The organism is Empedobacter tilapiae (assembly GCF_004785645.1).
Taxonomy (GTDB): domain Bacteria; phylum Bacteroidota; class Bacteroidia; order Flavobacteriales; family Weeksellaceae; genus Empedobacter; species Empedobacter tilapiae.
In genome coordinates this window covers 1-12,377 of the sequence record NZ_SRPE01000014.1, presented here as the reverse complement: position 1 = coordinate 12,377, position 12,377 = coordinate 1, and the positions used below count along the sequence as shown (strand labels likewise).

Here is a 12,377-nt window from a genome sequence, read left to right as displayed (position 1 = left end):
TTCTCCTATGTCCAAAACCAATGTTCAAATAGCGCTAGATGTAACTGTAAAAGAAGTAGACCTTACAGTTAGAGGGAGTCTCATTAATCAAGAAGAATTTTCCACAATGTCTCTTGTAGGTGAGCTACCTAATGCTAAGGAAAATATAAAAGAAATCTTAGCAGAAGAAGGAGAAATACAAAAGGTTATTACTCCTTTTATACCAGAAAAATTAAATTTTGGTGTATATAAATTATCAGATAAAAAAGAGAGTATAACTGCATTTCAAATTGCAGCTCAATATGAAAAATTTAAAATTCAAGGTGTAATTTCTAAAGAAATAAAATTATTTTCTGTTGGTATTGCAGAAGAAATTAGTCTTAAAGAGCTTCCTTTAGTTGGAGAATACCTGAAAGACTACGCTATTAGTAATGTAGAACTGGTTTATGTTTCTAAATCTGAGCAATCAGATGACAACAAAAACATATTAATTGATTATACTAAAAAGCAATTTGTAAACAAAAATATTTGGATTAATGATGAACAAGTAAATTTAGGAAATTCATTTAGCGCAGGTCTTGTTTTTAAAACAGGAAATGATGAGAATAAAATTACTTATCCAGGTTTTAATGTAGGTGGAATAAATATTCCTTCTTTACCAATAAAAAATGATATTAAAAGTAATCCAAAATCTAATAAAGTTTCGTCTCCTTCATCAGTAGAAAAACAGCCTTTAGTTAAAATTAACGAGATTGTTCCTTCTATTGTTAATAATGATGCTATACAAATTGCTATTTCTGCAGATTTTAATATTGGTACATTTGGCTTACAACTGGTTGGTTTAGCTATAAAGGTGCCATTCAAGGTCTTCCAAAACTTTTCTTTAGAAAAACTATGGAATGAGATAGAATTTTCTTTAAAAGGAATGGCAATTGTTTATGATACACCTACTTTAGGGATTTCTGGTGCATTTTTGAGAGAAATAAAAGATAATAAAGAAGAATACAATGGTTTATTAACTTTCAGAATGGGTAAGATTGAGCTTATAGCCATAGGCTCTTACATTAAAACCCCTACTTATTCTTCATTATTTGCATTTGGTTATCTTGGTATTCCTATACCTGTAGATCCTGCATTCTATATTCATGGATTTGCTTTAGGATTTGGTATGAACAGAAATTTTTTAATGCCAAATATAAGCGAAGTACCAAATTTTCCACTTGTTAAATTGGTTCATCAAGGAGGTTTAAAACAAGGAGATAGTATTCAAAAGATATTTTCCGATTTAAATCGTTATTTGCCTGCTTGTGAAGATACTTATGTAATTGTTGCTGGTATCAAGTTCGATTCTTATAAAATGATTTATACTACAGGAATCGTTGCAATTGCATTTGGAAATAAAACATCATTTAATCTTTTAGGGCTTTCTACAATGAAAATGCCAGGAGTGTATAATTTCGAATTTGCATTTTCAATGCGTGCAGATTTGGATGAAGGGATATTTTTAGCACAAGGACAACTTACAGATAATACTTATATTTTATTGCCACAGCTAAAATTAACAGGTGGTTTTGCTTTAGGAATATGGCTAAAGGGAAGTAATTCAGGTGATTTTGTTTTTTCTATAGGTGGATATCATCCTAAATTCAACGTTCCATCTCATTATCCAAATAATATTTCGAGATTAGGTTTTGACTTTAACATGGGACCTGTACAATTGTATGGAAAAGCTTATTTTGCTTTGACTCCTAGCTGTATAATGGCTGGTATTGAGGGAGGATTAAGAGTTAAGTTAAACGCTGGGGTAGTTTATGCTGAAATTGGAATTTTATTAAAAGTAGATTTTATAATTCATTGGAATCCATTTTTTTACGAAGCAGAAGTTTCCGTGCAAATATATGCGAAAGTTGTAATAGATGTTTGGTTATTTAACATTAATAGCTCTTTCAGTTTAGCTGCAAAATTATTTATTTGTGGTCCAGACTTTAAAGGAGTAGCCGTATTCAAAGTAGTAGGATATCAATTGGAAGTTAAATTTGGTAATCACAATACATCAATTAATAAAACGCTTACACAATCTGATTTCATTTCAGCATATCTACCAGAAATAAAAAATATAATTTCTTATAATATCACCTCTGGTATAATTAAAAAAATAAAGAAAGTTGATGGTTCTGAATGTATTGTCGTGAATCCAAAAACATTTGCTCTAGAGGTATATTCTGAGATTCCAATAACTGAGATTCCAAAAACTTATATTCAAATAACTGATATTTATGATACACAATTAAATATAGAGCGACTAAATACACCAAGTCCTATATATCCAGTATTTACAGAATCGGATAAACTTACAAATAAACTTAAACTTGAAGTTCAAGGTGCAACTAAAGATTTTAAATCTTTTGTATTATCTCCAATTTATAGATCAGTACCTAAATCAATATGGAATACAAAAAATAGCATTTCAGAAACTGAGGCACTTTCAAATGATAATTTATTAAAAAATGTTTGTAATGGGGTAAAACTGGAATTTTCAAAAGTTATTTCACAGATAAAAGAAGTAGAAGTCTCTTTATATGACTCCTTGGAAAAAGAGATTCATTTAGATAATAAAAATCTCGAAATAAATTTTATAAATAGAAAAGAAAAATTAGATAATAGTACGATGATTGGTTTTGGAATATTAAATGAAGATGATATCGATTTAACGGACTTAGAAAATGATATTAATGCTTATAAATACAAAGAATCATTTTTTGGTACATATAAAGTAGTAATATAACATGGAAAAAAAATCAATTGGAATTGCTCCTTCAAATATTCCAACAATTGCTTCTGGTCAATATAATATCAATGTACAACTTGAAAATAATATTTGTACTACGGGTAAAAAGGATATTGTCTTTCACGTTGAAGGTTACAATCATATTATTCCTCAGGATGAAATTTTAACGGTATATCCTCCTCAAGAACATAAAGGGAATTTTGCAGGTACCTTTCCACATATTCAGTTTAGGAGAAGTACACTTCCTTGGGAATACGAAGTAAGAAGCTCTGGTAAGAGATTACCTTATCTCTTTTTAGTCTTGTTAAAAGAAGACGAAATAAATGAAGGCGAATTCATTATCAAAGAATTTAATACAAATAGTTTAGTAGGATCGTTAGAAATTCCTACAGAACCTAAGCTATTAAAAATCTTATCTCGTTCAGAACCAATAGAAGGAGTTTATCCACCTATTAATTTGATAGGGAACCTGGCACATGTTCGTGTACAAAAACATACAGAGCTTCAAGACTTAAATCTACCTACAGAAACTTCCATTCTTATCTCTAATAGAATTGTTGAACCGAATACAAAATATAGAGCATTTATATGTTATTATGCTAATGAAAATTCAGGAAAATATGAAATGATTCAATACTTAAATCAAATTTCAAACACTTGTGTTATTTTAAGTGAATGGTCTTTTGAAAGTATTGCTTCTGAGTTGTACCAAATTGACTCTACTAAATTAAGAAATCACCCTAAGTTTGACTCTTTTAAAAGTTATCTAAAAGATTCCAATATAGATATTTTAGATAAAATTAAATCTTTTGCGAATTCAGAACTCAAAGAATTAATAGAAAAAAATGAACAATATCTAAAGGATAGAAAACTACGATGGGAAAAGTGGTCTAATAAAAATGCAATAAAAGAATTTGAACAACTAGAAAAAGAACAAGTAGATAATAACTTTATAATCGAATATTTAGAATATAATGGTAAAAATCTAAAAGGATATTTACATGAACTAAATTTAGATTCATTTAAAACGTTTATTAAATCACCTGCTTTAAAAGAAAATGCGAGTGATTTAAAAATTGATAAAGACCCTATTTCTAGGTTGTTGGAAGCTGCAAAAGTCCCGTTAGAGCACCAACTTAAAGCTGGTGGTAAAATAGTATCATGGTATCAAGGACCATTTACAAAATGGAACTCGTCGTTTGATATATTAAATTATTTAAAAGAAAGGAGGGATAATTATCAGAAGGAATATCAAGAAAAAAATTACTCAACATTTGAACATCAACTATATGATTCGATTCCTGATCATGCAGATTATTTAATTCTCTTTAATGAAGATACGAAAATGTATGATATGACATATTCGGTAGCTTGGCAATTAGGACGTCTGCTAATAATGAATGATAATAAAGTTCTTCAAGAGTTAAAAAAATGGAAATATGATTTAGAATTACATAACTTAATACTGGATCAAAATAAAGATAGCCATCTACCTAGTTTTATCTCAAAAGCTCCAGAAGTGTCACAGTTGGTATTAGATTATATTACAGAGTTGATACGATTCAGAAATTTTCCAATTAACTATTTATTACCTCATGCAGATTTCAATAAAGAAGAGTCTCTACAATATTTTAAAATTGATAATTCTTGGATTTTAGCTTTCTTATTTGGAATTTTTAGTGCTGGACCAAATTTAAGTATTTTAGATTTTGAAAAGCTAGTTCTAAATAAAAAAAGAAATGAAAGAATTAAGGAATTTGGAAATTTTAATTTAGATAATAATTCATCCATTAAAGAAGATTTAAAAAACCTTATGGATAATTTATCTGATAATAAATCAGAAAATAATTCTGCTACTCTTTTAGCTGAAATTAAGGAAAAATGTGAAATAGCGATTCAAACAGATGTTTCTGAATCAGATAAAAATGAACTTCAAATTCTTTTACAAACCTTAGATATAATAAAAAATGAGTTTTGGTTTATTTTTAATGCCAACAACAGTTACTATGGTATTCTCCTTCAATCTCAAACCATCAAAAACTGGCCTCATTTGATTGTAGAACTTGATGAATCGTATGATTTCCATTATGTAACCACAATCAATAGTACGCTTCGTTTATACATTACTGATAAGCCATTTTCTAAAATAGAAATGTATCTAAAAAATGAAAATGCTCATTTTGGTATGGACTATAAAAGTAATAAAGACAAAATAATTTCTGTATCAACCAATGAAGACAGTGTCACTACAGCCAATAACTATTTATACAAACAACCTCGTGTTATTTTCAATATAAAATCTTAATTATAAAAACGCGGAATCTGAAAAGCGAATAGAGTAAGGAAAATTTAAATTTAATTAAGCATGACGTCAATTGATGTTTTAACATGGAATATTTATTATGGAGAAAGAGATGGCTTATCATCCCAACAAAGATTAAAAAACATTTTTAACATAGCACTTAATAAAAATATACATCTAATCTTTTTACAAGAGTTTAATGGTTGTGAGAAAGATGTTAAAGAAGTGTTAGAAAATTCTCAATATTTATATTCAATAATTCCAGAGTGTAGTAATAAGTTCTCACTAAGAGCTAGTACTTCGAATAGATATTATTTAGTTATATATGAGAAAAATAGTTGTAAAATCACTAATCTCAATTTTTTTCTTGAAGATAAATTTATATATCACTTAAATAGTAATTATCTAAGATGTCCCATTCAAATAGAGGTTTTAAAAGATAATAAAAATTACAACTTTTATCTTTTACATTCTGAAGCTTGGAAAGAGTATGCTAAAGAAACAATAGATATTTGGAAAAGATGTATTGACCCTAGTACTCAAAATATAATTCTTTTAGGGGATTTAAATCTTGAAGTTGGAGATATACCTTTAGATAATTCTTATAAAGGAGTCAGTGATAAATTAGATCATATACTAACAAAAAATAATTGTAAACAAATAACATTAGATAATTATCCTAAAAGTGATCATCATTTTCCAATTGCTCTTACAATTAAAAGTCAATATTAGCTATAAACCTCATTAAGAATTAACAAACGCTTTTCAGTTAAAGTTAAACTTCATTTTGTCGTCCTGCTGGTTTTTTTGGAGAGTTCCATTGGAAAGTATAATATTATATTTTGTTAAAACAAATAAAAAATTACCGAGAATAAAATTCTATTTCTAAAACCTTATTCTCGGTAATGACTAAACAAACTGTTGATTGAGAAATCATACATCTGTTATAACACTTCGTGTTTCCCTAAATAAGTACTGGTACTAGCTTGTGTTCTTTTCTCTGTGTTGAGATAGATCCACACATCAATTTCCTTGTTTTGATAGGGTGTAGGTAAATTAATACTTGCTACAATCATATCACGGGTTGCAATTTCTTCGGAAATGTAGAAACTATTCAGTTCCTCACAATAGCAAACCACGTTTACAAGATCCGTTTCTTTTGCATTCCCTTGTCCTGAATTGTCTTCCCAACTAAGATTAAATGTACCAGCTGTTGTAGCGTCAAGCTCTGGAAGCTGAAAGTCTAACAATTCGCCTTTGGTAATGAGAACACGTGCTACGATAATAACAGGTAAATCTTGTACCATTTCTACAGCATTGGTTAGGGTATAAGACGTTGCATTGTTAAAACGCGATTGTTTACCTGCTTTATTCCCAAAATACCTGTTTTGGATAGAACGCAATGGTTGTAAAAAATCAATGGTTTTCCTAAACTTTACCCGTTGAATTAATTGTTCCTCTGTGGGGGCTTTTTTTGATGCTTTTGGTAGACTTCGGATAATATCCTTTCCACGCCAGTTGACACCAATCACTGTTCCTACTTTTCCTGAAAATCCGCCAAGGATTCCTTTTTTAATTTCGGCCATACTCTTAAATTTTTATGTTATGTAGCAGCAAGTTAGTGGTTTAAAGCGTTGGTTTTTAGGTTGGTGTTGTAAGCTGTCCATTAAAGTCCGCTTTTGTCCACTATTGTCCATTTTTGTCTGGTATGGAGGAGAGATGAAAAAAGACAAAAAATACAACTTTCCTTTGTTGATGAGGGGTTGAAGAAGAAATGAGAAAAGTAGAAATAAGGTTTGTTCGAGTGTCCTTCGAGTGTCCTTCGACAACGGTTCGGAAAAAGGGGTGTTTTGTCGAACAACGGTCGAACAAGAGTCGAAGGATTGTCGAACAAAATAGGGGTGAAGAGAAGGAAAAATAAATAGGTTTTTATTTGAAACGGCGTTTGTTTTTTACCTTTTTTTCAATAAAAGTTGAAATTTAGATTTTTTGAGAGCGGTTTTCTTGCTTTTACGTGAAACCGTAATTTATTGTGAGATGATTTATGTCAAGAAATCTTTTTCATATCAAACAACGAAGTAAAACCTCTATTAAATAACAGAGGTTTTTAAACTGCATAAGATTATAAATCGAGTTTCAATCCAAGACTAGCAGTGGTACCACTACCTTTTATATAATATCTTCCGTCATTAGTAGCACCTCTAACTTCGGCATGAATAGGGTAGTAGTCGGCATTGAATAAATTGTTAAAAGAAAGGTTAAATGTTATATTCTTTAACTTATAGCTTGTATATAAATCACATATTGTATAACCAGAAATAGGATATTTACCATAGTTATATTGTGATTTATCAAAGACATCACGACCTGATAAATTTGTTAACTGAAAAAATACGTTCCATTGGTCTGTAATTTTAGTGTCTAAGTTGAAAGATAACTTAAGTGGAGTAAGGATAGAATTATCTAATTTATCTTTAAATTCTCCTTTATTTTTTAAATCTTGACGACCATCCATATATCCCATTATTCCCCCAACTTTCAACCATTTTGTAGGTTTTACATTAACCACCGCTTCTAAACCGTATATACGTTGTGGAACTTGTGATAATTGATAATTACCGGGAGCTCCAATTTCGGCAAAAGTAGTTCCACGATCTGAGGTGCTGTAATATCCTGTAAGTTGATAGTCTAATTTCCAGAAATTACCACTGATTCCGGCCTCGTAATTATTAACTGAAACTGGTTTAGGATCAATTGCATCTAAAGCAACATTATTTCGTAATACTAAACCGATATCACCAATAGAATATCCTTGCGAAAAACTAACGAAAGGTTGTAAATAGCTAAGTTTATTATATCTAGCTGCAATATTGAAAACAAGTGCATTTGAATTATTTTTATCACCAGGTGTAAATTTATTTGCTTTAGTTAAATCACCAACTTTAAATCCTAAAAACTCATGGCGCAGTCCAGCTTTTACAATCCAGTGTTCAGCTAAGTTAAACTTTGATTGGATGTAATAAGCAAAACTGTTTAAATCCATATCAGGGGTAACATGGCTTTTGTCTAATCCTAATTGTACAGCATGATCTTTCAGAAAATCAACCCCGTAAATTAAAGTTACTTTACCTGCTTTTCCTAATTCAAAAGGCGTTGTAAAGTTTAAACGAGCTCCTTTATGATCAGAATAAATTTGATTATACGTTTCGAAAACGGAGTTCATATCTTCATAATAAAGGACTGCATTTGCACTTGTTTTTCCAAATTCACCATCATAACGTAAGCTTACATTTTTACTATAAGGCGTACCTCCATTTGCAGGATTATCAGTAGGAACTGCTATCGAAGGACTTTCTCCAAAAATACCTTTTGTTCCTTCATACTTACTATCTTGCATGCTGCGGTAATAATTTCCCATTAACTCGATATGGTGATTGTCATTTATCTGATATCCAATTTTAAGCAAGGCATTATAGCTTTTAGTTTCTCCTATACCATAAAATGGACTATTTATTTCACCATCAGCAGATCTAATCACTCCTGTATTCGCTATTTTACCTTGAAGTAAATAAGTGAATTTATCTAATTTTCCTGAAAATACTTGTGAAATATTATATCCAAAAGTTTCTTTAGGATTAACCAAACTTAACGTATTATTGAAATAAGTTGACGAATTAATTTTCTTCTTGTTATTTGCTTTTTTTGTAATGTAATTTACAATTCCACCTGCAGCACCATTTCCGTACATAGAAGACGCACCTTGTATAACTTCTATATGGTCAATTGCAGAAGCATCTATTAATCTTAAATCTCGACCTCCATTTCGTAAAGGGGTAGATTGTGGAATACCATCAATTAACACTAGAAAATTACGACCACGAATTTTACCAATAAAATTATTTTGACTTTCTTCACTAGGAGAAATGCTAGGAACTTTTTGCATCAAAATATTTGGTAAATTGTCATTAATTTGAGATTGTATCTGCATGTCTTTAGCAGATATATATGTTAATGTAGAAGGAACTTCATCAATACTTTCGGGCATTCTACTGGCAGTTACAACGACTTCTTTTAATTGATGATCTGTTTTTAATACAATTGATAATATTGCATTTGTTTGATCAGTGATTGTTACGTCCTGAATTATTTCATTGTAATTAACATGATTGATCGTTATTTGATAAATTCCTTTTTCAATATTTGTGAAGATAAAAGTTCCATCCGAGTTGGTTTTTGTTTTCATTCCATTAGATAACGAAACATAGGCATCTGCAATAGGAGATCCATCCTCTGTTACTACATTACCATGAATTTCACCAGCTTCTTGGTCATAATTTATTGTATTCTCCCAATATATTTCGTTTAGATTGGTAACTTTTGCATCAACTTGATTGACCATTAGAACAAGTAAGAATGCTTTTCCTACTGTTTTCAACGAATAATAATTTTTTTTCATGTGCTCTATTGAGTAAATACTATTTAGACTAATTAGTAATAAAGCAAAATTAAATAAATCTTAAAAAACTATGAAGGATTAAACGGACTAATTTTGATTCCATTTGGAGGAAAATTTTTTTAATCACTAGAATTCTTTTCTCTGCTTCATCAAAAGCTATATTTTTGAATGCAGTTTTAGGCTTCGAAAATAACAAAAGAAACATTAGACAATACCGAAATAATACATTCTGAAAATATAGAATGTAAGTTGTTTTTTTAGATACTCATTATCAAATAGTAAAAAAAGTAAATGCAATTTATCTAATATAATGCATTAATAATGAGGTAGATTTAATAAAAAAAGTAGTCCTAGTTAGACTACTTTTATACAAAGGTAGTATTTTTCTATAAAAAAGCAAATTATTGAAAAAGTAATGTTTTATAAGCGATTGTATTTTTTAATAAGTTTTATAAATACTTATTAAATGATTAAATATATGTAATTCATAATTATATAGAATTGAGCTTTAGTTGTATATGATTATTAATAGTCTAACTAGGACTATTTATTAAGGAATCACTAAACAATTTAAAATTATGAAAAAACATTTAGTCATTTTGATGAGTTTGTTATCATCAGTTACTCTCTTTTCTCAAGTAGGAATAAATACCGAAAATCCACAAGGAATTTTCAATGTAGATGGTGGTAAAAATAATGCAAATACTGGAACACCCAGTGCTGATCAACAAAAAGATGATTTTGTAATACTTGCTGATGGATCAGTAGGAATTGGTACTACAGAGCCTAATGCTTCTGCAATTTTAGAGCTTAATGTAAATCAATTGGCCAATGGTAGTAAAAAAGGTTTTTTAGCTCCAAGAGTAGCACTCTCTGCTTATAATGATTCATCTACAATACCCTCTCCTGCAACAGGATTATTAGTTTATAATACAGGTGAAGTTTCAACATTTACATACAAGGGATACGTATTTTGGGATGGTAAACAATGGAAAACTTTAGATGGTAAATTATTAATACCAGGTACATTAGGTAGCTTAAGTTGTACAGGAGCATCTTTAAATCCAATTACTTATACAGCTGGGATAGCATATGAAGGTGCTTTAACTATTCCATATACTGGTGGAAATGGAGGGATTTATCCAGCTCAATCAATAGGTCCTGTTAATGGACTTACTGCAACACTAAACGATGGAAACTTTTCTGTAGGAACAGGACAATTAGTATATACCATTACAGGAACACCTACAGTTTCAAGTCCTAGTACAACGGAGTTTTCAATTAATATTGGAGGACAGTCTTGTAGTGCTATAGTAGGTGCTGGAGTAGTACTTCAACCTGGAGAGTATCAATTCTTTAATTATGAAGTATTAGCATCAACTACTGGTCTTTTGAGTAGTATGGTGTCTGATGCCCCTATTTTAGGAGGTAAGGTGCGAATTGATCCATATTTTAGTAGTAGCTCTAATCAGGCGAATGCAGTTACATGGAACCCTAGAGTTTATAATGTCCATTCAAGTAATATAAAGATTTCGTATGCAGCTGTATCTTCTGTAGATAATTTTAGAAGATCAAATGTATTACTTGCGCCGAATGGTTATATGGAAACAGATAATGGAATGTACCTTGGTTATGGATATAATGATATTACTTCTTCAACTCCACGTACTTCTGTAACAGGAAGTGATAATTCAGCAGAAACAGAAACAATAGACTTTATTATTGATGGAATTTGGTATCGTGTAATAATTTACATAGTCGTTGATAATAAAAATACGACTTCTGACGCAGATAATACAAGAGTAATTAATATTACTGCTCAAAGGATGTCGGGGTATTAACAATATTCTTCAAATTGAATTTATATGAGGGAGGATATTATAATCCTTTCTTATATAGTTCATTGAATAGTAATAATCTATTTGTACCATTATTAAAATAATTAACTATTGAATAATATATTATGTCAAAATTTAAAGAAATTCATATAGGAAGTTTTATCAAGACAATGTTAGATGAGAAAAATATTGATAATGAGAGAATTATTAAATTTTTTAAAGTTGATGATAAAGAGTTTATAAACAAATGTACTTCTTCAAATAATCTTGACACTGATATTCTTTTAAAATGGAGTAAATTATTAGAATATGATTTCTTTCGACTTTATTCGCAACACTTGATTTTATATGCACCAATAAGTAAAAAGACTTATACAGAAGATGAAGAAAATAACAATAAATCGTCTTTACCCAGATTTCGTAAAAATGTTTACACCAAAGAAGTAATCGATTACATATTGAGTAAAATAGAAACGGGAGAAATGAAAACTACAGAAGTAATTGAACGTTACCATATTCCCAAGACAACTTTATATAAATGGATAAGTAAGTATAAAAAATCAACAAAATAAACTACTACTAATTACTAATAAACCTATTCTAATTAACCATTAGCTGCTAATCATTTTTTAGTGATTAGTGGCTTTTTAAACTCAAACCAATGAAAACCAAAATAAATTATAAAACACTTTATACAGATATAATAAATGATCTTTATCCTGATAAAATATTACAATGTCAAGAAATTCTAAATAAGCAAGATTTAAATATTTTAGATATTTTAGAATTGAATAAATTGATTTTCGGAGATGAACACAAAAGAAATATTGAAGTAAATCAAAAATTCAAATCTTATTCAAAACAAGATATTTTATTAATATTAGATTATCAGAAAAAACATAATCTAAATAATTCTCAATTAGCAAATCATTTTAAATTAAGTAGAAATACTGTTGCTAAGTGGAAAAAGATATTTATTTAAAAAAGCGTCAATTGACGCTTTTTTAGTTTATA

General features: G+C 29.4%; 8 protein-coding genes. 6 read left to right on the top strand and 2 right to left on the bottom strand.

Annotated features, from left to right (window positions below; genetic code table 11):
* Nucleotides 1-7 precede the first annotated feature (7 nt).
* The 3 genes from E4J94_RS15850 to E4J94_RS15840 are packed head-to-tail and all read left to right on the top strand — an operon-like array spanning nucleotide 8 to nucleotide 5,801.
* Nucleotides 8-2,764: a DUF6603 domain-containing protein gene (locus E4J94_RS15850; protein WP_135836764.1), complete on the top strand. Its 2,757-nt coding sequence runs from the start codon at nucleotides 8-10 to the stop codon at nucleotides 2,762-2,764.
* A 1-nt stretch (nucleotide 2,765) separates the two neighbouring features.
* A complete protein-coding gene (locus tag E4J94_RS15845) occupies nucleotides 2,766-5,072 on the top strand; it encodes a hypothetical protein (RefSeq protein ID WP_135836763.1) in 2,307 nt (768 codons plus the stop codon).
* A gap of 60 nt (nucleotides 5,073-5,132) precedes the next feature.
* Nucleotides 5,133-5,801: an endonuclease/exonuclease/phosphatase family protein gene (locus tag E4J94_RS15840; RefSeq protein ID WP_135836762.1), complete on the top strand. Its 669-nt coding sequence runs from the start codon at nucleotides 5,133-5,135 to the stop codon at nucleotides 5,799-5,801.
* Nucleotides 5,802-6,013: 212 nt separating this feature from the next.
* Here E4J94_RS15840 and E4J94_RS15835 read toward each other — a convergent pair whose 3' ends face one another.
* Nucleotides 6,014-6,655 carry a DUF6266 family protein gene (locus tag E4J94_RS15835; protein ID WP_135836761.1) on the bottom strand — a complete coding sequence of 214 codons (642 nt, stop codon included), beginning with the start codon at nucleotides 6,653-6,655 and terminating at the stop codon, nucleotides 6,014-6,016.
* Between the two features lie 536 nt (nucleotides 6,656-7,191).
* Nucleotides 7,192-9,525, bottom strand: a complete 2,334-nt coding sequence (locus E4J94_RS15830) for a TonB-dependent receptor (RefSeq protein ID WP_135836760.1) — start codon at nucleotides 9,523-9,525, stop codon at nucleotides 7,192-7,194.
* Between the two features lie 578 nt (nucleotides 9,526-10,103).
* Between E4J94_RS15830 and E4J94_RS15825 the strand changes: the two genes are divergently transcribed.
* The 3 genes from E4J94_RS15825 (at nucleotide 10,104) to E4J94_RS15815 (ending at nucleotide 12,345) form a co-directional block, all read left to right on the top strand.
* Entirely contained in the window at nucleotides 10,104-11,366 is a 1,263-nt protein-coding gene (locus tag E4J94_RS15825; protein WP_135836759.1) for a hypothetical protein, read from the top strand.
* A gap of 122 nt (nucleotides 11,367-11,488) precedes the next feature.
* Entirely contained in the window at nucleotides 11,489-11,935 is a 447-nt protein-coding gene (locus tag E4J94_RS15820) for a transposase (protein ID WP_135836758.1), read from the top strand.
* Nucleotides 11,936-12,024: 89 nt separating this feature from the next.
* Nucleotides 12,025-12,345, top strand: a complete 321-nt coding sequence (locus tag E4J94_RS15815; RefSeq protein ID WP_135836757.1) for a helix-turn-helix domain-containing protein — start codon at nucleotides 12,025-12,027, stop codon at nucleotides 12,343-12,345.
* Nucleotides 12,346-12,377: the final 32 nt, after the last annotated feature.

Bases quoted from the DNA above. Each gene is read 5' to 3' on its own strand.
- E4J94_RS15820 (WP_135836758.1), top strand. From the start codon at position 11,489: ATGTCAAAATTTAAAGAAATTCATATAGGAAGTTTTATCAAGACAATG.
- E4J94_RS15830 (WP_135836760.1), bottom strand. From the start codon at position 9,525: ATGAAAAAAAATTATTATTCGTTGAAAACAGTAGGAAAAGCATTCTTA.
- E4J94_RS15850 (WP_135836764.1), top strand. From the start codon at position 8: ATGTCCAAAACCAATGTTCAAATAGCGCTAGATGTAACTGTAAAAGAA.
- E4J94_RS15845 (WP_135836763.1), top strand. From the start codon at position 2,766: ATGGAAAAAAAATCAATTGGAATTGCTCCTTCAAATATTCCAACAATT.
- E4J94_RS15815 (WP_135836757.1), top strand. From the start codon at position 12,025: ATGAAAACCAAAATAAATTATAAAACACTTTATACAGATATAATAAAT.
- E4J94_RS15835 (WP_135836761.1), bottom strand. From the start codon at position 6,655: ATGGCCGAAATTAAAAAAGGAATCCTTGGCGGATTTTCAGGAAAAGTA.
- E4J94_RS15825 (WP_135836759.1), top strand. From the start codon at position 10,104: ATGAAAAAACATTTAGTCATTTTGATGAGTTTGTTATCATCAGTTACT.
- E4J94_RS15840 (WP_135836762.1), top strand. From the start codon at position 5,133: ATGACGTCAATTGATGTTTTAACATGGAATATTTATTATGGAGAAAGA.